The organism is Treponema succinifaciens DSM 2489, from assembly GCF_000195275.1.
GTDB lineage: Bacteria > Spirochaetota > Spirochaetia > Treponematales > Treponemataceae > Treponema_D > Treponema_D succinifaciens.
Window position 1 is genome coordinate 447,737 of record NC_015385.1, and the last position, 20,229, is coordinate 467,965.

The 20,229-nt window shown below is 44.9% G+C and carries 15 protein-coding genes, 1 tRNA gene and 3 rRNA genes; 11 read left to right on the forward strand and 8 right to left on the reverse strand.

Going from position 1 to position 20,229, the window contains the following annotated elements:
- Window positions 1-23: 23 nt before the first annotated feature.
- Window positions 24-3,368 carry a periplasmic flagellar collar protein FlcA gene (gene flcA / locus TRESU_RS14020; protein ID WP_013700674.1) on the forward strand — a complete coding sequence of 1,115 codons (3,345 nt, stop codon included), beginning with the start codon at window positions 24-26 and terminating at the stop codon, window positions 3,366-3,368.
- Between the two features lie 2 nt (window positions 3,369-3,370).
- Entirely contained in the window at window positions 3,371-4,021 is a 651-nt protein-coding gene (locus tag TRESU_RS02120; RefSeq protein WP_013700675.1) for a diacylglycerol/polyprenol kinase family protein, read from the forward strand.
- Here TRESU_RS02120 and TRESU_RS02125 read toward each other — a convergent pair.
- A complete protein-coding gene (locus TRESU_RS02125; protein WP_013700676.1) occupies window positions 4,018-4,848 on the reverse strand; it encodes a hypothetical protein in 831 nt (276 codons plus the stop codon). The two genes, TRESU_RS02120 and TRESU_RS02125, sit on opposite strands and share 4 nt — an antisense overlap.
- 153 nt (window positions 4,849-5,001) lie before the next feature.
- Between TRESU_RS02125 and TRESU_RS02130 the strand changes: the two genes are divergently transcribed.
- From TRESU_RS02130 to TRESU_RS02150, 5 genes are all read left to right on the forward strand, one after another.
- The gene (locus tag TRESU_RS02130; protein WP_013700677.1) at window positions 5,002-5,703 is read left to right on the forward strand and encodes a DUF2259 domain-containing protein; all 702 of its coding nucleotides are present in this window, start codon (window positions 5,002-5,004) and stop codon (window positions 5,701-5,703) included.
- Between the two features lie 123 nt (window positions 5,704-5,826).
- A complete protein-coding gene (locus tag TRESU_RS02135) occupies window positions 5,827-7,059 on the forward strand; it encodes an LL-diaminopimelate aminotransferase (protein ID WP_013700678.1) in 1,233 nt (410 codons plus the stop codon).
- Window positions 7,060-7,133: 74 nt separating this feature from the next.
- Window positions 7,134-8,258, forward strand: coding sequence for a histidinol-phosphate transaminase (gene hisC, locus TRESU_RS02140; RefSeq protein ID WP_013700679.1), 1,125 nt, complete (start codon window positions 7,134-7,136; stop codon window positions 8,256-8,258).
- Window positions 8,259-8,283: 25 nt separating this feature from the next.
- Entirely contained in the window at window positions 8,284-8,958 is a 675-nt protein-coding gene (locus tag TRESU_RS02145; protein ID WP_013700680.1) for a metallophosphoesterase family protein, read from the forward strand.
- Between the two features lie 59 nt (window positions 8,959-9,017).
- Window positions 9,018-10,865: an alpha-amylase family glycosyl hydrolase gene (locus TRESU_RS02150; protein ID WP_013700681.1), complete on the forward strand. Its 1,848-nt coding sequence runs from the start codon at window positions 9,018-9,020 to the stop codon at window positions 10,863-10,865.
- Between the two features lie 105 nt (window positions 10,866-10,970).
- Here the strand turns inward: TRESU_RS02150 and TRESU_RS02155 are convergent, their stop codons facing one another.
- The 7 genes from TRESU_RS02155 to TRESU_RS15050 all read right to left on the reverse strand — a co-directional run bounded on the left by TRESU_RS02155 (window position 10,971) and on the right by TRESU_RS15050 (window position 14,333).
- Complete coding sequence (locus TRESU_RS02155; RefSeq protein WP_041611894.1) at window positions 10,971-11,339, reverse strand: sensor histidine kinase; 369 nt, start codon at window positions 11,337-11,339, stop codon at window positions 10,971-10,973.
- Window positions 11,315-11,998 carry a histidine kinase gene (locus TRESU_RS02160; protein ID WP_041611895.1) on the reverse strand — a complete coding sequence of 228 codons (684 nt, stop codon included), beginning with the start codon at window positions 11,996-11,998 and terminating at the stop codon, window positions 11,315-11,317. Before TRESU_RS02160 ends, TRESU_RS02155 begins: the two co-directional genes overlap by 25 nt.
- A complete protein-coding gene (locus tag TRESU_RS15045; protein WP_041611896.1) occupies window positions 11,989-12,636 on the reverse strand; it encodes a hypothetical protein in 648 nt (215 codons plus the stop codon). The genes TRESU_RS02160 and TRESU_RS15045 overlap by 10 nt, the downstream gene beginning before the upstream one ends.
- 45 nt (window positions 12,637-12,681) lie before the next feature.
- Window positions 12,682-13,347 (reverse strand): hypothetical protein, encoded by a 666-nt coding sequence (locus tag TRESU_RS02170; protein WP_013700683.1) that lies wholly within the window; start codon window positions 13,345-13,347, stop codon window positions 12,682-12,684.
- Between the two features lie 26 nt (window positions 13,348-13,373).
- A complete protein-coding gene (locus TRESU_RS02175; protein ID WP_081454743.1) occupies window positions 13,374-13,709 on the reverse strand; it encodes a PcfJ domain-containing protein in 336 nt (111 codons plus the stop codon).
- 149 nt (window positions 13,710-13,858) lie between these two features.
- Window positions 13,859-14,131: a hypothetical protein gene (locus TRESU_RS14825; RefSeq protein ID WP_013700685.1), complete on the reverse strand. Its 273-nt coding sequence runs from the start codon at window positions 14,129-14,131 to the stop codon at window positions 13,859-13,861.
- A gap of 31 nt (window positions 14,132-14,162) precedes the next feature.
- Window positions 14,163-14,333 (reverse strand): hypothetical protein, encoded by a 171-nt coding sequence (locus TRESU_RS15050; RefSeq protein ID WP_169309726.1) that lies wholly within the window; start codon window positions 14,331-14,333, stop codon window positions 14,163-14,165.
- 938 nt (window positions 14,334-15,271) lie between these two features.
- Between TRESU_RS15050 and TRESU_RS02185 the strand changes: the two genes are divergently transcribed.
- From TRESU_RS02185 to rrf, 4 genes are all read left to right on the forward strand, one after another.
- Window positions 15,272-16,814: ribosomal RNA gene (locus tag TRESU_RS02185) — 16S ribosomal RNA — on the forward strand.
- A gap of 80 nt (window positions 16,815-16,894) precedes the next feature.
- Window positions 16,895-16,968: transfer RNA gene (locus tag TRESU_RS02190), tRNA-Ala, on the forward strand.
- A 76-nt stretch (window positions 16,969-17,044) separates the two neighbouring features.
- Window positions 17,045-19,992, forward strand: a 23S ribosomal RNA gene (locus TRESU_RS02195).
- Between the two features lie 46 nt (window positions 19,993-20,038).
- A 5S ribosomal RNA gene (rrf, locus tag TRESU_RS02200) occupies window positions 20,039-20,148 on the forward strand.
- The 16S, 23S and 5S rRNA genes sit together here with 1 tRNA gene alongside, the layout of an rRNA operon.
- Window positions 20,149-20,229 lie beyond the last annotated feature (81 nt).

The following is a 20,229-nucleotide window of genomic DNA, read 5'->3' on the forward strand; positions in this document are numbered from 1 at the left end:
TTTGAGGAGTATAATTTTTAACCATGCCAGGACTAAAGCAGCTGCAGCAGTTTAATTCGGATATATTGAATCTCGGTGATGAAGTAAAAATCCGGGCTGCCCGCGGAGAAAAACCAGTAACAGTAAAAATCCCCAAAGATGTCGCAGATATAGATGATTCTGAAGATTTTGTAAATGGACTTCCAGCTCTTTCAGAAGAAGATCAGGCACAAGCTGCCGCAGCCGCAGAAGAACGCAAACGTGAAGCAAACGATTTTTCTGACTTTATGGACAGCGATGATTCTGAATCTGCTTCTGAGCAAAAGTCAGCCGCAACGGAAGAAGAGTCAGTTCCTGATGTTTCAGACCTTTTGCCTTCCGCCGGAGACATGGATTTGTCCGATCTTGATTTGTCTGAATTTGAAGATAAAAAAGAACCAGAGCCTGAGCCAGAACCTGAAAAAATCGGAATTGAAGACATGGACTTGGAGTCTCTTCTTGCATCCAGCCCGGAATCTCAAGCGCAAGACGAGCCGAAAATTTCCAATGATGAAAAAAAATCCGAGAAAAGCGAAGAATCTGTAAGTCCTGATATTTTTAATACGGATTCTTTAGACGCTGATTTTGCTCCCAAAAATTCTATTCCGGCTTCAGAGCCAGACGGAACTGCTTTTGACGAGTCTCTTTTTGATATGCCGTCTGAGAATGATTCAGCTCAGAAAAATGTTCTGCCGGATCTTGACACAGATTCTCTTGTAAATTCTTTAGGCGGAATTGGTGAAATGGATACTCTTTCCGCGGATAACAAATCGGAAAGCGCAGAAAAAACTTTGCCAGAAAATTCCACAGATGAAAATTCCTTTGACTTGGATTCGCTTGATCTTGACAGCTTGAACGGCAAAAATTCTTCCGAGCCAAAATCAGAAGCTTTTGATGCGCCTCAAGAAAATATTTCAGAGCCTACCACGGAAAACGTGGAATCTAAAGCCGACGATTTTTCTGATATTGATTTGCCGGATTTTGATATGCCGCCAGACAATTCAGATTCCTTACCTGATTTTAACGAAGAGCCTTCTGTGCCGAATTTTGAGAAGCCGGAAACTGAAGAAAAGACTACAGAGCAAACTGATTCCGCTCCAGCCGCAACTGACGGCGAACTTTTTTCCCCGGAAATGGATGTTCCAGAAGATGAGCCTGTTGAAACTTTTGACACAAGCGACATAAACGACCTTGACTTTTCAAATCAGGAAGACAGCGGATTTGAGCTTGGCGGAGTTGATTCTGATGGCGATGACGAATTTCATATTCCGGGATTTTCCGACATTGCGACTGCCGACATTACAAAAAAGCCTGATGTTGCGACTGCTGATTTTTCCAACGCCGCGGAAGCCAAAGAAAATGAAAAACCGAAAAACACTTTTACAGATGCGGAGTACAAAAGATTTCATAAAAATCTTGCGACTTATCCGCTGAATGTAAGAATTGCGCTTGAGGATTTTGTTGTAAAAAACGAATTTACAGATGAAGCGATTTTTTCAGTTCTTGAAAAAGTTTTAAGAAAAGCTCCTGCACGGCAAGTCGCCTCTGAATTGGAAAAACTTCTTGATATTTCGCTTGATGTTCCTCGGGATTTTGAACGCCGTTCTGCCGCTGAATATGAAGCCTATAAAAAATCAATTGAGTATCAGCTGAAAAACAGAATAATTCCTAGCGCGATTTTTACAACTGCCGCTGCGATTCTTGTTTTCTGTATATTTACGCTTACAAACAATTTTATTTACAAGCCGGCAAGAGCGAGCACTCTTTACAAGCAAGGATATGCGCTTTTGCAGGACAGTCAATATCCGCAGTCTGAAAAAAAATTCAATCAGGCTTTGACTTATAAGCCTGTAAAAAAATGGTTTTTCCGCTTTGCCCAAGGGTACAGAAATCACAGGCAATACGACCGTTCCAGAATGATGTACCGCGCGATTATTCAGCGTTACAACCATGACAAAAAAGCTGGACTTGAATGGGCAGACATGGAAACTTCAGACTTGTACAACTACGAGGAAGGCGAGCGGATTTTAAAGCGCGAAGTTCTTGATTATCACATAAATGATTCAGACGCTTTGCTTGCTTTGGGCGACTTGTATCTTGAATGGGCTTCGGACAGAAATGCTGAGAAATTTCCTTTGGCAAAAGAGCAGTATGATTTGCTCACTCAGCTTTACGGAATCAACGACCTTTATCTTTCGCGCCAGATGAGATATTTTATACGCACAGATAATTTGCGCCAAGTTCTTATGTACAAAAGTATTCTGATGGGCAAGAAAAATGCCATTTCTTCAAAGGACTTGATTGAGCTTAGCGGATATATGCTCGACAAGCGTTATGGAAAACTTCGGCCGTCAGAAGAAAATTTAAGATTTTCTATAGAAGATGTCAGAAAACTTTTGGAAACCGCACTGAAATCTGCTCCGGAAAATTCTGTTGCGCTTTACAACATGGGCCGTTATTTTGTTGAAACTAGAAGCGGACGCAATGCGGCAAAACTTCTTGAGGCTTCTATAAATTCCTTTGAAAATCAGCCAAAGAGAAACCGCAAGGACACTTACAAATACATAAACGCAGTCAGGCTGTTGGGTGAAGAAATGCGCAATCAGCGTGAATATCTTACTGCGGAAGAATTATACGGAAAAGGAATTGAAATTTTTGAGCGCGAGAGGGATTCAAGCGGATTTGAAAGTGATGAAAATGTTGGAACTTTGTATTCTGATTTGGCGGATTTGGACTATTTTATTTCCGGGGATAATGCCGCCGCTTTAAGGAATTATCAGAACGCAGTGAACAACAAGCACGACACTTCATCTGTGCGTTATAGAATTGGATATATCCAGTATCAAAATAGAAATTATCCTGCCGCTTTGGGCTCGTTTATAAAGAGCCAGGACACAAATGAAAATGACACACATCTTTTGCTTGCCCTTGCGAACACTTTGAATTTGAGCGGAGACAATTATATTGCGCGTGGATATTATGAAAGGCTTCTTTCTATTCTTGATGTTGAACGTGAAAAATATGGAGTTGTGCTTCCGCAGATTCGTGATGACCATGCCGATATTGTTGATACTTACATGAAGGCTTCCAACAATCTTGGAGTTACGCTTTCAAGAATTGCATCTGCAACAGGAGACAGCTCGCTGAATGCAAAATCGATTGTCAGCTTGCAGGAAAGTCTTAGAGCTTGGGATGCAATGACAAGAAATCAGACAACGATGATAAGGCTTGACGGTTCAAATCTTGCCGAGCAAAACATAAAATATATAACGCGCCCTGTTTCTGGATATGAACCTGAAATCTATACAGAAATTCCGCGGCTTTTAAATGGAGAGGAAGGACTGGAATAATTATGATGGCTCTTTTCTCAAAAAAATACAGCGGAATAATTTCTCGCCAGAAAATAATTGGAATTTTAAAAGAGCTTTTCAGAAAGTCAATTCATCTGTGCAGTGCATTTGTTCCGTGTTTTCTTTGGATTGCATACAAGCCGACTATCGCTTGTCTTTTTGCGCTGGTTGTTTTTTATTCCGCCGCGGAAATTTTGCGTTTGAATGGAAAGGAAGTTTTTTTAATTTCCGCCGTAACAGAAGCCGCCGCTAGAAAACGCGATGAAAATAAATTCGTTCTAGGTCCTGTAACGCTGGTTTTGGGAATTATTTTGAGCGCAATTTTATGGGAAAAACTTCCTGCCGCAATTGGAATTTATGCTCTCGCCTTTGGAGACGGACTTGCAAGTCTTGCAGGAAAACTTTTTGGAAGAATTCAGATTCCATTTACAGAAGGAAAAACTGTCGCAGGAAGCCTCACTTGTTTTTCTGCGATTTTCATTTCTTGCTATTTGGCTTGCTTTTTTATGTTTCAAGGACAGACGGATATAACAAAGGTTTCGCTCATAATTGCAGGAGCTGGAATGCTTATTGAAATTCTTCCGCTAAAGGATTTTGACAATCTTTTTATTCCGATTTTGCTCGGCGGATTAGCTCAATATTTGCTTTGCTAGTTCCAGGTGTTTTCCAAATAGTGAACGGTCTTTAAATAAAGAACGCATCCTGAAGCATAAAGAATAATCGCAATGAAAAATTCAAGCCAGCAGTCTGTGTTGCATAAAAGTCCGTAGCCTGTCGCAAGAATTACAATGCCCAATGCCTTTATGTAAATCCCATTTATTCCTTTTGTATAAGCTTCTGCCAAAACTGAAAAGATTGTTACTACAACAATAAAAACTCTTATGACCGCAAAAAATTTTCTAAAACCCCAAAGAACTGTGCATGTCGAAGTTGTTATTGTCGTATCCATCGGGTAAAAAAATCCGAATGCGCAAGTTGAAGCAAGCAAAATAAAAATGTTCCGTTCTGCATTTTGAAGTTCTTCCGCGGAAGAAAAAACTGTCGCAAAGAAAAGACTCATCGGCGCAAGAAATCTTCCGGCTGCAACAATCCGTCCAATGTAAATTAAAAAAAGCGAATTTGTTTTCCAAAATCCAAAAAGAGGCAAAAGAATTCTCGCGCTTTCTGTAACGCAGCTGATTATAAATCCGGAAAAAAATAAAATTTCAAGTGAAGGCGTTTTTTCAAATCCTTTAAAAATTGCGATTGAAAGTGCTGGAGCTGAAAGACTGAATGCAATTATTGCCGCCAATGATGAATTAAAATTGTACGGGCACAATCCGCCTTTTGGAATAAGAACGAACGGTCGCATCGGATTTATCGGCGGAACTATTGATTTTGCCGCCGCCGCAATGCAAAGAACTGTAATGTTGAACAAAAAAATTATCGCGCTGAATATAAATAGAAAAAGAAAAATTCTGTTCTTGTTTTTTAAAGTCATGCCTAAAGAATACTCCAGCGGTTTCTTTTTATCAAGGGAAACACTTTTGCTTTTCCGCGGAATTCTTTCCTAAAGATTTATTTTTTCTTGCCGAAAATTTATCTGTGGGAACTTCCAGTATTTTCTTGTGAAGTTTTTTCCGGGAGGAATAAAATGAAAAAGATTTTAGTTTGCGCATTTTCTGTTTTTTTTGCTGTGTGCAGTTCATTTGCAGGAGATGCCGCTTCTTTTGACGATATAGGTTTTTCTGAAGACGGAAAATATTATCTTTTTGGCCAGTACGGAAAAACTGATAAAACTTATGAGCCTTGGGCGGAAATTTACACGGTTGATGTTGCCGCAAATGATTTTGTAAAAGGTGAAGTTTTCAAGTCAAGAGATTCTTCCTTGGATATTTCAGGAAAAAACGCTTACGAAAATTTAAAGGCAAAATGCAACTGGAAAATTTCAAAGTACAATGCAAAGCCAGCCGGAGTCGGAACACTTTTGTATTTGCGCGAGTCAGAAACAAAATCTCCTACAGAAGAAATTGTGTTCAAGGATTTTGAAGGAATATCTGACGTTTCTGGAATTCTTTATCATGTGCGCCTTGTTCCGTCTTTTAATGGAAGCGGAAAAAATTGCCGTTCAAAATTTTTTATCGAAGTTCTGAAAAAAGATTCTTCAGGAAACACAGTTTCTTCTTTTGCTGTTGGAACTCCTGACTTTGAGCGTAAGGGAATCGTGGCGTATCAGATTGAAAGAATTTTTGCAGACAAATCGGGAAAAAGCCTTGTGTTTGTTGTAAAGAAAACTCTTGAAGATGAAACAGGAACTTCAATCAGATACATGGTTGAAACTTACCGCATAAAATAATTTTCCTTATTACATAAACCTCCTTTGTTTTTGGCCTTCTGTTTTTCAGGAGGTCGTTTTTTTTCATTGTAGCAAACCTGCAAAAATGCTAAACTTTTTAAAAATTGAACAGAGGAAGTCAAAATGATAAAGAGAAACAAAAATTACACAAATCTTGCGAAGGGTTATCTTTTCCCTGAAATTGCAAAAAGACGAAAGGCGTTTCAGGCTCAGCATCCAGAAGCAAAAATAATCAGTCTTGGAATTGGAAACACAACAGAACCGCTTGCTCCTCATATTGTTGAAGAAATGAAAAATTTTGTGGAAGCTCTTGGCACAAAAGAAGGCTATGAAGGCTATCAGGATGACAGCGCGGGAATGCCAAAACTTCGTGAGCGCATTTCAAAGGCAATTTACAATGGCGAAATCAAGCCAAGTGAAATTTTTGTTTCGGACGGAGCAAAGTGCGACCTTGGACGGCTTCAGGCAATGTTTGGCGCGGATGTGAATGTTGCAGTTCAAGATCCTTCTTATCCGGTTTATGTTGACGGAACTGTAATGGCTGGTGCCGGCGGAAAAGAGCCTGTTACAGAAAACGGATTCAAGGACATAACTTATATGCCGTGTCTTCCTGAAAACGGATTTTTCCCGGATTTGTCTGTTGTAAAAAAAGACAGCCTGATTTATATATGCTCGCCGAACAATCCTACCGGCGCAGTTGCAACAAAAGAAAATCTTTTTGAACTTGTGAATTTTGCAAAAGCAAACGGATGTGTTGTTCTTTTTGATGCGGCTTATTCAGCGTTTATACGTGATGAAAATCTTCCTAAGTCAATTTATGAAATTGAAGGCGCAAAGGACTGTGCAATTGAAATGCAGTCGTTTTCAAAGCCGGCAGGATTCACAGGAGTCCGCCTTGGATGGTGCGTAGTTCCAGAGAATTTAAAATTTGATGACGGCTCAAAAATTGCAGACGCTTGGGCGCGCATAACAAACACTGCATTTAACGGAGCAAGCAATATTGCACAGGCTGGAGGATTTGCCGCATTGGATGAAACTGGCCTTAAAGAAATGCAGGAAACGATAAGCTATTATCTTGAAAACGCCGCATTGATTCGTTCCGCTTTGGAAAGTGAAAATTTCAAGGTGATGGGCGTTGAAGTTTATTCTGGCGGAAACGCTCCTTATGTCTGGGCGAAATTTCCGGGAAAGAAAAGCTGGGACGTGTTTGATCAGATTCTTAGCCAGTGCAATGTAGTTGTAACTCCGGGCGCAGGATTCGGACCGAGCGGCGAAAGCTTTATCCGCTTCAGTTCATTCGGACACCGTGAAAATATCCAAGAAGCTTGCGAAAGACTAAAGTTATTTAAAATGTAGCTAAAAAAATCTGCTGCGTTTTATGTGGCAGGTTTTGCAAAAGTTGAATCCGCATATTTTTTTTCGAGGTAAAAATGCTATCTGAACGATTAGAAAATCTTCATCCTTATGTTCCCGGCGAGCAGCCAAAGGACAGAATTTATATAAAGCTGAACGCAAATGAAAATCCTTTTCCGCCAAGCAAAAATGTTGCAAAAGCTATAAAAAAATCCGTGTCTTGCCACCGTGAAAAACTCAGGCTTTATCCAGACCCGGATTCTGTTGAGCTTAGAACTGCGATTGCCGATATGCTGAATTCCACGGGCGGAGTTCTTTGCAATTCCCAGAGCGCAAAAAAAGAACTTGGATTTAAAATAACTCCGCAAATGATTTTCTGCGGAAACGGAAGTGATGAGGTTCTTTCTTTTGTTTTTTATACATTTTTTGGCAGCAGATGTCCGCTTGTTCTTCCTGAGTTCACTTACAGTTTTTATCCTGTTTACTGCGGATTCTATAACATTCAGATGAAAAAAATTCCGCTCAAAAATGACTGGGGCTTGGACATAGATAAAATGCTTTCCGAGTCTGAAAAAAACAACAGCCCGATAATTTTTGCAAATCCAAATGCTCCAACAGGAATTGCCTTGAAGCGCGCGGAAGTTGAATCTTTTCTGAAAAAAATTCCTTCGGACAGAATTCTTGTTGTGGACGAAGCTTATGCTGATTTCGGCGAGGAAAGCTGCCTTTCACTTTTAAAGGATTACAAAAATCTTGTCATTGTGCGCACGTTCAGCAAAAGTTTTTCGCTCGCCGGAATGAGGCTTGGTTTTTCCGTTGCTAACCCAGAACTTATAAATTCAATTTTTACAGTAAAAAATTCATTCAATCATTTTCCAGTTGATTTTCTTGCGCAGACAGCAGGAAAAGCCGCTTGTGAAAATTATTCTTACTATGAAGAAAACGCAAAAAAAATTGTGAACGAAAGAAATCTTCTCACTGAATTTTTGCGCTCAAAAAATTGGTTTGTGATTGAAAGCAAGACAAATTTTATTTTTGCAAAAAAAAACGGAATGGGCGGAACTTCAATTTACGAAGCTGTAAAAAAAGCCGGAATTCTTATCCGCCACTTTGACACGCCGGGCATCGATGATTTTGTTCGCATAACGATTGGAACGAAAAATCAGATGGACAGGCTGAAAAAAGTTCTTGCTGAAATTTAAACTTAAATTGTTCGGAGGCATTAAAATGAAATTTTTAGTAATATCAGATTTACACGGAAATTTGGAAGTTCTTGATAAAATGAATGAAGTTTTCAAGCAGGCGGACGGCGTTATTTTTGCAGGCGACTTTGCAAAATTCGGCAATGAGGAAACAGGGCTTCCAGCTCTTGAAAAACTTTGTTCCAGACACGATACAATTTTTTCTGTAATCGGAAACTGCGACAATCCTTCGTTTATTGAGGAAATTGAAAAGCGTGACATTTCCGTAGAAAAGCAGCTTGTTATGTACGAAGGTCTTGCATTTGCAGGTAGTGGCGGCGGAAGCAAATTTACCGGCACAACTCCGAATGAAAAATCAGAAGAAGAACTTATGGCGGACTTTAAAATTATTACGGAACAAGGCGAGCAGGAATGGAACAACTTAATTGCGGTCAGCCACAATCCTCCAAAGAACACAGACTGCGATAAAATTTCAGGAGGCATTCATGTTGGAAGTGAGCTTTTTACGCAGTTCATTGAGCAGTACAAGCCTCTTGCAGTTGTTACAGGACACATTCACGAAAGCGCAGGAATCTGTAAAGTTGGAGTTACAACTGTCATAAATCCAGGACCGCTTCTTGAAGAAAAATATGCCTGGCTTGAAGTTGTAAAAGAAAAAGGCGGATGGAAAGTTGTTTCCGCTGAATTAAAGTCGCTTTAAAATTTCAGGTTGAAAAAAATCCGCATTGAAACTTGTTTTGTTTTCTATATAATTTCAGTGTGGACAAAAAATATTATTCAGATGAAAATTCTGCTGAGCTAATTGATTCCGCTTTTTATTACGATGGAAATGATCTTGGCTTAACACTTAATGGAACTTCTGCGTCTTTTAAATGCTGGGCGCCGACTGCAAGCAATGTGCGTCTTTTGCTGTTAAAAGATTCAGCTGCAAAAAAAATATGCGCCATAAAGCAAATGGAACGCAAGGAAAAAGGCGTCTGGTTTTTTAGCGGCTCTTATGAAGGCTGCTCTTACTATCAGTATGAAATTTCTTTTGGCACGGAAGTTTTCAAAGTTGCTGACATTTGGCACACAGTCGCTGCTCCAGATTCTTTTGCATCGCAAATCGCAGTCATAGAAAAATCAGAATATAAAAATCCATTTAAAGAAACTGATTATTCAAAAGCTGTGATTTATGAAATGCACATACGGGACTGGAGCCGCGCTGTAAATCCTGCTTCAACTGGAAAATTTCTTGAAGTTGCTGACAAAAAAATAATTTCACATTTAAAAGAACTTGGCGTAACTCATGTTCAGATTCTTCCGATGTTTGATTACGCGCAAAAAAATTCAGACCTTTCATACAACTGGGGATACAATCCTTTTCACTACAATGTTCCAGAAGGCCGCTATGTTTCTCAAGGCTATACTAATGGAACTCAGGCTGTAAAAGAAATGAGGCGAATGGTAAACTCGTTTCATGATGCGGGAATCGCCGTGATAATGGATGTTGTTTACAATCACACTGACGGCACGGGAAATAGTTCGCTTTATGATATGACAGTTCCCAAATATTTTTACAGGCTTAATTCTGAATGCGGATATTCCAACGGTTCAGGCTGCGGAAACGAAATAGCCACAAATCATAAAATGGTAAAAAAATATGTGCTCGATTCTCTCAAGCACTGGATGAAAGATTTCCATATAAACGGATTTCGCTTTGACCTTATGGGAGTCCAGGAGCAGGAAACTATGTCGGAAATTTTCTGCGAACTGAAAAAAATCGATCCGTACGTAATGGTTTACGGAGAGCCTTGGACTGGCGGAGAATGCGCTGTAAAAAACGGATGCTCAGGTTCTGTTGCTTGCGGAAAAAATTGTGGAGTCGGCGCGTTCAATGACGATTTTAGAGACGCAATAAAAGGAAGCGAATTCGGTGGATTTGCAAAAGGCCAAGTTCAGGGAATTTTTTGCGATTCAGAAATTGAAAAAGGACTTCTTGGTGCGACTGGAAAAAACAACAGAAATCCAAGCGGCATTCCAAGCCTTTCAATTAATTACGTAGAATGTCATGACAATTACACTTTGTTTGACAAGCTTGCAATTTCGTATCTTGGAAAAACTTCGTATTTAGGAAATCTTTTTGAGACAATCGGAAATGTCGGGCTTGAAAAAGTGAAAAGGCAGGGCATTCTTGCGGCGGCGTATATTATTCTTGCGCAGGGAACACCTTTTATAAACGGTGGTCAGGAATTTCTTCGCACAAAGCAAGGAGATGAAAACAGCTACATTTCAAGTGATGAAATAAATCAAATCAACTTGGACTTTAAAACGCGTTATTCTGATGTCTTTAACGCATATAAAGGACTGATTGCTTTCCGCAGGGAAAACGCTGATTCGTTTGGCTCAAAAACTGATTGTTCTGCAATGACAATTTTTCCGGGGCTTACAAAGTACACAGTCGGAAACTTTTGCATATATTTTAACGCTACGGATTCTTCTGCAAAAATAGATTTTGCCGGATTCACAAATTCCATAGAAGTTTTAAGCGGAAAACCAGAGCAAAAAAAAAGTGTTCCACATACTGTGGATGCTAAAAGTTTTGTGATTTTAAAGAAACCAGATTGATAATCTGTTAAAAAATTACAGAAGGGTGTCATAAATAAAAAAAGAAATAGTTCCAATGCGCAAAAGCTCGTGGTCGTCAACAATGTAAAATGTTTTTGCCATTTTTTAAACCTCCACCGTTATATGCGTTCCAAAATCCGGGGCAGAAGAAAACGTCACTTTTCCATTAAGAAGCTTTACCCTCTCACAAATATTGCGGACTCCAAAATGGGATTCCTTGGACTTTTCAAAAATAGCGGAGTTTATCTCTTTTACAAGCTCCTCGTCCATTCCGCAGCCGTCGTCAGAAATTATGATTTTAAGATGGCTTCGTGAATTTTTTGCGGTCATCGCTCGTGCCGAAATGGCCTTTGACAATGCCGCTTTTTGCCTGGCGGGTTCAACAGGCTCAGCCGCCAATCGGTTTCTTTTAAAAAACACCGTAACTTCCTTTGCGCCCGCGTGATTTTTTATATTCTGCAGCGCTTCCTGCACAATCCGGTAAATATTCTCAAAAGCTCGTCGGCATTCAAGCAAGAAAAATCAACATCGTTTTCCGCAATCAGACGGAATTGAAAAGATTCGCCAAAAATCTTTTTTGCAAAAACATTCACCAAAGAAAGCAGATTGTCTTTTGTAATGCTCGGCGGAGTCAGGTTGTAGCAAAGATTTCTGATGTTCTCGATATTTTGATTTTGCGTTTCAATAATTTTAGCCGCCGTGTCTTTATCAGAAATATTTTCTGCAAGAAGAGAAACATACCGCAAATTCTGCGCAACGCTATCGTGAAGCTCACGGCTGATTCTTTTCCGCTCAGCTTCCTGAATCAAAATCGAATGTTTCAAAAAGACTTGCGAACTGTAAAGTATTTTATCTTTTTCAAGCCCTTCTTTTATGTTCAAAACGACAAGAATCGCTCCGCCAATCAAAATCGTAAGCGTAAAATAAATGAAGAATACGTACAGTTTTTGGTGCGTTTCTTTAAGAGATGCGTTTTTGTCTTTAAGAAAGCTCATAAAAACCTTGTCCATCTCGTGAACGGCAAGCAAAATCTCTTCCTTATGATTTTCTTTTTCCAATATAAGCGGCTGTAAGCCTTCTGCAAGGGAAATGCATAACGCAATCTGATTCTGCACCGACTCTTTTAATGCCATGTCGTTATTAAAAGTTTTAGTGTCAAAGCGCTTAAGCGTGTCGATAAAACACGCAAGCGAAGAAGAGTCCTTCTTTTCGCAAAATTCGTTCCAGGAGTCGCAGATTTTATCCGTGTTGTAGATTTTATCCGGAGCTTTTTGCTTGCATGAAAGTTGAAAGCAAAAATAAATATGTTGAAATTCCATTCTATTTGGAACAAGCAATTCGCAAAATAATAATTTACAAAGCCCGAAACAACACTGCACGAAAGCCCGGCGACAACCGAAGCGGTAAGAATGTACAGAAAAGTCAGGTTCAAGCCCTTATTGAGATTTTCCTTTTTGCGGATAAAAAGCCAGGTTACAAGAATAATCGTAAATGCAGAAAGCGTGTACAAGAACACAAAATCAGTTTTTCCGTAGAGGATTTTAAGTTTTATGCAGGTAAAAGAAATGAACAGAATATATTCAATAAGAGAGGCAATCGGCCCAAATAAAAACAGGGCGGCAATCATAAAAATAGTGTCAAAGAAAAACGGCGATTTTAAGACGTCCTGAAAAAAATAAGCCACAAGAAAATCGCACACACTAAAAATGAAGATTGTGAGTGCAACAATAAAAAAATGCTTTTTGTCGAATTTTACAGTGTTTTCATTCATCAGTTTCAAAGTATAGCAAATTGCCGCGATTTGGTTCAGTGCGTTTTACACACCATTTTCCCAACTTCCAAAGCAATATGACGACTGACGAGCCATTACATCTCCCGATTCATCTCCATATTTTTTGAACGATTCAAAAGCCGCCTTTAGCTGATTCTCGTTTTTTGCAATTTCATGCGAGCCGTGTATCATACAGAAATTTTCTGTTCCGAATGAAGTTCCAAAATTCTTTTCATACACATCTTTAAATGAAAAAAGCTCGTCCTTGTCAGAAAAAACTCCGAAACGAAGTCCGCAGTCTTCACGGTCAAGAAGCTTCCATTTTTTCTTGATTTTCTTCCATGCGGCAACCGATTTTTCTTCATCAAAATCATTTTTCTGCTCAGGATACAAAATTTTTGGAATTGCACTCTCTGGCTCAAGACACGGATTTAACAAAAGCATTTTTGTGCAGATGAAAACTGAAACGGCATAAAATGCACCGAGAGAAGATGCAATCACAAAATCCGCATCTTTTACATCAGAGGAGATTTTCTCAAATGATTCCTCTGGCTTTAAGAGGTCGTAAGTATTGGCAGAAAATTCATATTTGCCAGACCACTCATCTTCAAGCATTTTTTTGACATTCTGTGCAGATGAGCCGTTTCCGCTACCGCCAAGACCGTGAATGTAGATTGCTTTTCTTTTTGCTTCCATTGATTTACTATTCATTTTTATTCTGACTCATATCTTTTACTTTAAAAGACTTTCTTGAATTTTATATTCTTTGCACGGCACCATTCCTGATATGCAAGTAAATCTTCGCCCTGTAAAACCCGATTTCCTGGTCCTAGTGCCTGACGGATGCTGAATTTTGGTGAAACTTCAATGCAAATCCTATACTTATTCTTGTATTTTGCATACACGATTGTGCAATATTTTTTGCGAGCCAGTTCTGTATAACACCAGCCCACGCAATTGTGCATTTCACTTCCGACTGTCCTCAGTTCTGCGGAGCTTTGGGTCACATAAAAACAATAACGGTCTTCATCTTTTACTTCGACAGTTTCAATTTTTCCGTCACCTGTGCGAATCGTAGTCCTATTTTCGCCACATTTATAGGCAAGGTCAAGGTATGGTTACGCTCAAGACCTTGACTAGAGTTTTTTAAGATTTGTATAAACCCTAAAAAAAAATCCACGCAAGGCTTGCTTGCGTGGAGAAAAAATATACGCGAAATAAGTTATTTTCGTGTGTATTTGTTGCCTTCGTCATCAGTGAACGTTGTACCATTACCACTAATTGTACAAGTTCTCGTTTCAACTTTGCTTGAATCAAGAGCTACGAGCGGACAGTTTGAATTGGTGATTGTTAAAGAATTTTTACCTGAAAGCAATGCTCCATACATAAGTTCTCCAATTTTGTCTTCATCAACTTGGCTTACAGATGTACAATCTACAGAGCCATCTTTTGTCGGGTCAGTTGTATAAGAACCCTTCTCATAATCTAAATCCATAGTAAGAGTTTTACCGTGATCAGTAACCTTACTATACAAGGTGCACTGTATAGTTGTTATTGCTGTAAAAACTAATGGTTCCAGTTCTATCGTCAGAATCCGTGCTAGAGTATGCAACAAGAGCTGATCCTGAACCATCATCGTCATCAGAACAAGATGCGAATCCAAATCCAAGTGCTGCGACCGCCGCAAACACTGCCAATGTATTTAAAAATTTTTTCATAAAATAAACCCCTTAAAAAGTTGATATAGCAGTATTTTACAGAGAGCAAAGCGGGCGCAAAAGTGCGTTTTACGCACTGAAATCTGCCATGCTGCCAAAATCTTTTCTATTAATAGGTCAAAATTTGAGTTTTGCAACAGATGAATTAAATAGCAAGAACCACTTCTGCGCGTCTTCAGTAAGATGAAGCAAAAAGGCAGAAATGTCTGAACTATAATGTAATCAGACTGTCTTCAGTCATGGCATTTCTGCGTTGTTTTGAGTGTGGTGATTCAAAATTTTACGGAGGATGCTTTTTTTTTAATTCATCTAAAACTTAAAATCCAACCTATTATATCTACCCCGGAAAATTGTCAGTGTTTTTTGATAACGCTCAGCACGGCGAATTGATGCGCTTTTTGTTGTGGCTTATTCAGTTTTTATATTAATTAACTTGAAATTTGAGTTCTAAATAAGTCGGGGGCTGAAAAAGTTTTGATAGAAGGTCAGGCCGGAGTTTAGAATGTAAGCAACTATGCTATAGAAAAAATAGCGGAACATTCCTGGAATACTTCTAGTCTTGTGGTATTCAAGCTGAAAATTGTTTTTCAACGTTCCCCCGGCCGTAAACTGTTTACAGCCGGAGCTGGACTTATAAAATTATCTTGGACTGTAGTGAAAAAAATATAAAAAAAAGCGGTTTCAAGGTGTTGACACATCCGTGTGATATGCGGTATATTAATGTCCACCTGCGGCGGCAAGCCGCAAGCTTTTTGAAAGGCATTTATCAGGGATGGACAGCAAAAGCAAGAAACGCTTGTAGGAGAGCAGTTTTGTCGGTGTGTGTTATAGGCGGTCAGATTCGAGAAGATGAGAGGGCCTTTTGAGGCTCTGCGTGTTTATGGAGATCTCCGGTCCCCTCGGGGGCCGAGGAAATAGGCATGGAGAGTTCGATCCTGGCTCAGAACGAACGCTGGCGGCGCGTCTTAAGCATGCAAGTCGGGCGGGATTCACGCGCTTGCGCGTGGTGAGAGCGGCGGACTGGCGAGTAACACGTGGGCGACGCGCCCTCCGGACGGGAATAGCCTGCAGAAATGCAGGGTAATGCCGGATGCGAACACACGGGCTGGAGCCGTGCGTGGAAAGCCCCCACGGGGGCGCCGGAGGAGCGGCCCGCGGCCCATCAGCTGGTAGGCGGTGCAAGGGACCACCTAGGCTACGACGGGTACCCGGCCTCAGAGGGCGGACGGGCGCATTGGGACTGAGATACGGCCCAGACTCCTACGGGAGGCAGCAGCTAAGAATATTCCGCAATGGGGGGAACCCTGACGGAGCGACGCCGCGTGGGCGAGGAAGGCCGGAAGGTTGTAAAGCCCTTTTGCGCGCGAGGAATAAGGGGAGGAGGGAATGCCTTCCCGGTGACTGTAGCGCGCGAATAAGCGCCGGCTAATTACGTGCCAGCAGCCGCGGTAACACGTAAGGCGCGAGCGTTGTTCGGAATCATTGGGCGTAAAGGGCGTGTAGGCGGCCCTGCAAGCCTGGCGTGAAATCCCGGGGCCCAACCCCGGAACCGCGCTGGGAACTGCTGGGCTTGAGCCGCTGTGGCGCAGCCGGAATTCCAGGTGTAGGGGTGAAATCTGTAGATATCTGGAAGAACACCGATGGCGAAGGCAGGCTGCGAGCGGACGGCTGACGCTGAGGCGCGAAGGCGCGGGGAGCGAACAGGATTAGATACCCTGGTAGTCCGCGCAGTAAACGATGCACACTGGGTGTCCGGGCATGAGCCCGGGTGCCGAAGCGAACGCGTTAAGTGTGCCGCCTGGGGAGTATGCCCGCAAGGGTGAAACTCAAAGGAATTGACGGGGGCCCGCACAAGCGGTGGAGCATGTGGTTTAATTCGATGGTACGCGAGGAACCTTACCTGGGCTTGACATACACAGGGACCGCCTGGAGACAGGCGGGCGCAGCAATGCGCCTGTGAACAGGTGCTGCATGGCTGTCGTCAGCTCGTGCCGTGAGGTGTTGGGTTAAGTCCCGCAACGAGCGCAACCCCTGCCGCCAGTTGCCAGCATGTAGAGGTGGGCACTCTGGCGGAACTGCCGGCGACAAGCCGGAGGAAGGCGGGGACGGCGTCAAGTCATCATGGCCCTTATGTCCAGGGCTACACACGTGCTACAATGGCAGGCACAGAGTGAAGCGAGGCCGCGAGGCGGAGCGAAACGCAGAAAACCTGCCGTAGTCCGGATCGGAGTCTGAAACCCGACTCCGTGAAGCTGGAATCGCTAGTAATCGCGCATCAGCACGGCGCGGTGAATACGTTCCCGGGCCTTGTACACACCGCCCGTCACACCATCCGAGTCGGGGATGCCCGAAGCGGGCAGGCCAACCGAAAGGGGGCCGCTCTCGAAGGTATGCCCGGCGAGGGGGGTGAAGTCGTAACAAGGTAGTCGTACCGGAAGGTGCGGCTGGATCACCTCCTTTCTAAGAGAAGGGGAGCGGCAAGTGTGCGCCGCAAGAAGGGCGTTTCTTCTTGACGCTTCTGCTGTCTGTTCCTTGTGCCTGGGGATTTAGCTCAGTTGGCTAGAGCATCGGCTTTGCAAGCCGAGGGTCAGGGGTTCAAGTCCCCTAATCTCCAGTAACGAAGAAAGCTGTTTGAAACTGATAGGGAAGGAAGACGAGACGAGAAGGTAAGAAAGAGGAAGAGGCAATATGGCCAAGCGAGAACAGGTCCATGGCGGATGCCTTGGGGCCGCAAGGCGATGAAGGCCGCGGCAAGCTGCGAAAAGCCCGGGGGAGGAGCACACATCCTGTGATCCCGGGGTAGCCGAATGGGGCAACCCGCGCGCCGGGAGGCGCGCACCGCGCGGGCGAATGAAATAGCCCGGCGGAGCCACACCGCGTGAAGTGAACCATCTAAGTAACGCGGGAGAAGAAATCAACAGAGATTCCCTGAGTAGCGGCGAGCGGAAGGGGAGGAGCCCAAACCGCCTAGAGCGGGGTTGTAGGGCCGCATGGGGATGACCCGCGGAGGGGAACGAATCGGGACGCGCAGCGGAAGGAGCCGGAGAGCTCCGCCGGAGAGGGTGACAGCCCCGTACGCGCAACGCGCCCCGCCTCCGTGATGCGGTGCCTGAGTAGGGCGGGGCACGAGGAACCCTGCCTGAATCCGGGTCGACCACGATCCAAGGCTGAATACTCTGCGGCCACCGATAGCGAAGAAGTACCGTGAGGGAAAGGCGAAAAGAACCCCGGCGAGGGGAGTGAAAGAGAACCTGAAACCATGGACCGCCAAGATGCCGCGGGCACAGGAGCTTGCGGCGTGTCTTTTGTAGAATAAGCCTGCGAGTCGCGGTGCGCGGCGAGGCCAAGGGATTGCAGTCCCGGAGCCGGAGGGAAACCGAGTCCGAACAGGGCGGAGAAAGTCGCGCGTCGCGGACCCGAAGCCAATGTGATCTTACCATGGGCAGGGTGAAGCAGGGGTGAGACCCTGTGGAGGCCCGCACGGTAATCTGTTAAAAAAGGTAGCGATGACCTGTGGTAAGGAGTGAAAGGCTAAACAAACATGGAGATAGCTGGCTCTCCCCGAAATGCCTTTAGGGACAGCCTCGCGCAGGGACGCCGGAGGTAGAGCTCTGGACGGGAGAGGGGGAGTCAAATCCTACCGGTTCCGACCAAACTGCGAATGCCGGCGCCTGTCGCGCGGGAGTGAGACTGCGAGCGACAAGGTCCGTAGTCGAGAGGGAAACAGCCCGGACCGCCGGCCAAGGCCCCAAAGCCATGCTGAGTGTGAAATGAGGTGCGGATGCGCAGACAGCCAGGAGGTTGGCTCAGAAGCAGCCATTCCTTGAAAGAGTGCGTAACAGCTCACTGGTCGAGCATCCGCGCGCAGACAATGTAGCGGGGCTAAGCATGGCGCCGAAGCCGCGGATTCGCGCCTTATGGCGCGACTGGTAGGGGAGCATTCCGCTGACCCATGAAGGCGCGCCCGCGAGGGGCGCTGGAGGAGGCGGAAGAGAGAATGCAGGCATAAGTAACGAAAAGACGGGTGCGATCCCCGTCCGCCGGAAGCCCGAGGTTTCCAGGGTAAAGGCAATCTGCCCTGGGTAAGCCGGCCCCTAAGGCGAGGGCGAAAGCCGTAGCCGATGGGAAATCGGTCCATAGTCCGATGCTTCCCCATGTTTCGAGGGCAGGACGCATGAGGCGAGGCCAGGCCGGAGAACGGTAGTTCCGGCCGGAGCGGCGAGGCGTCGAGGGCGGCAGGCAAATCCACCGCCCGAGCCGAGCCGTGAGCGAGCGGAGAGAAAGTCGAAGCGAAGCTGGCGCAGCCATGGTGCCGGGAAATACTGTCTAAGGCCAGGCATGGGGGAACCGTACCGCAAACCGACACAGGTGGGCAGGATGAGAAATCCGAGGCGCACGAGCGACCTCGCGTTAAGGAACTCGGCAAAATGCGCACGTAACTTCGGGAGAAGTGCGGCTCATGTTAGAGATGATAATGAGCGGCAGAAAGCAGGCCCAGGCGACTGTTTATCAAAAACACAGCCATCTGCGAACCAGCGATGGGACGTATAGGTGGTGACACCTGCCCGGTGCCGGAAGGTTAAGGGGAGCGGTCAGCCGCAAGGCGAAGCTGCGAACCGAAGCCCCGGTAAACGGCGGCCGTAACTATAACGGTCCTAAGGTAGCGAAATTCCTTGTCGGGTAAGTTCCGACCCGCATGAATGGTGTAACGATTCTGGGCGCTGTCTCAACGCGAGACTCGGTGAAATTTATGTTCCGGTAAAGAAGCCGGATACCCGCAATTAGACGGAAAGACCCCGTGAACCTTCACCGCAGCTTAGCGCTGGGACCCTATTCGGCATGTGTAGGATAGCTGGGAGCCTGCGAGGCGTGGCCGTCAGGCTGCGCGGAGGCGCCGGTGAAATACCAGCCCTGCCGGATGGGGTTTCTAACCCGGCCCCTTGAGCGGGGGCGGGGACAGGGCTAGGCGGGCGGTTTGACTGGGGCGGTCGCCTCCCAAACAGTAACGGAGGCGCGCGAAGGTCCCCTCACTCCGGTTGGGAATCGGAGCGCGAGTGTAAAGGCACAAGGGGGCTTGACTGCGAGGCAGACATGCCGGGCAGGTGCGAAAGCAGGTCTTAGTGATCTGGCGGTTCCGAGTGGAAGGGCCGTCACTTAACGGACAAAAGGTACTCCGGGGATAACAGGCTGATTTTCCCCAAGAGTTCACATCGACGGGAAAGTTTGGCACCTCGATGTCGGCTCATCGCATCCTGGGGCTGGAGCAGGTCCCAAGGGTTTGGCTGTTCGCCAATCAAAGCGGTACGTGAGCTGGGTTCAGAACGTCGCGAGACAGTTCGGTCCCTATCTGTTGCGGGCGTTGGACGCCTGAGTGGGGCTGCCTTTAGTACGAGAGGACCGAGGCGGACAGACCTCTGGCGTGCCGGTTATCCTGCCAAGGGTAGGCGCCGGGTAGCTAAGTCTGGAAGGGATAACCGCTGAAAGCATCTAAGCGGGAAGCCCGCCACGAGACTAGGCGTCCCTAGGGGACGTGATCCCCCTGAAGGCCCCCGGGAGAATACCGGGTCGATAGGCCGCAGGTGCAGGCGCGGCGACGCGCACAGCCGAGCGGTACTAATAGGCCGTGAGGCTTGGCCATATTACCGTTTCCTCTGGACACCGCGTCCGTTTTCCTTTGTCTATACGCCGGCCGCCATGGCGGGGAGGACATGCCCGTTCCCATCCCGAACACGGAAGCCAAGCTCCCCTGCGCCGATGATACTGCCCATGGCGGGAAAGTAGGTAGCGGCCGGCTTTTATCTTATACATGCTTTCATGCCCCTTCGGAAGGGGCTTCTTTTTTTTCCGAGCGGGATGCCGCAGGAGCCACGGAGCC

What these genes read in the sequence shown, in the direction of transcription:
- TRESU_RS14825 (WP_013700685.1), bottom strand. Translation starts at nt 14,131, where the DNA reads ATGGATTTAGATTATGAGAAGGGTTCTTATACAACTGACCCGACAAAA.
- TRESU_RS02160 (WP_041611895.1), bottom strand. Translation starts at nt 11,998, where the DNA reads ATGGCATTAAAAGAGTCGGTGCAGAATCAGATTGCGTTATGCATTTCC.
- flcA (WP_013700674.1), top strand. Translation starts at nt 24, where the DNA reads ATGCCAGGACTAAAGCAGCTGCAGCAGTTTAATTCGGATATATTGAAT.
- TRESU_RS02125 (WP_013700676.1), bottom strand. Translation starts at nt 4,848, where the DNA reads ATGACTTTAAAAAACAAGAACAGAATTTTTCTTTTTCTATTTATATTC.
- TRESU_RS02170 (WP_013700683.1), bottom strand. Translation starts at nt 13,347, where the DNA reads ATGAATAGTAAATCAATGGAAGCAAAAAGAAAAGCAATCTACATTCAC.
- TRESU_RS15045 (WP_041611896.1), bottom strand. Translation starts at nt 12,636, where the DNA reads ATGAATGAAAACACTGTAAAATTCGACAAAAAGCATTTTTTTATTGTT.
- TRESU_RS02120 (WP_013700675.1), top strand. Translation starts at nt 3,371, where the DNA reads ATGATGGCTCTTTTCTCAAAAAAATACAGCGGAATAATTTCTCGCCAG.
- TRESU_RS02130 (WP_013700677.1), top strand. Translation starts at nt 5,002, where the DNA reads ATGAAAAAGATTTTAGTTTGCGCATTTTCTGTTTTTTTTGCTGTGTGC.
- hisC (WP_013700679.1), top strand. Translation starts at nt 7,134, where the DNA reads ATGCTATCTGAACGATTAGAAAATCTTCATCCTTATGTTCCCGGCGAG.
- TRESU_RS02145 (WP_013700680.1), top strand. Translation starts at nt 8,284, where the DNA reads ATGAAATTTTTAGTAATATCAGATTTACACGGAAATTTGGAAGTTCTT.
- TRESU_RS02135 (WP_013700678.1), top strand. Translation starts at nt 5,827, where the DNA reads ATGATAAAGAGAAACAAAAATTACACAAATCTTGCGAAGGGTTATCTT.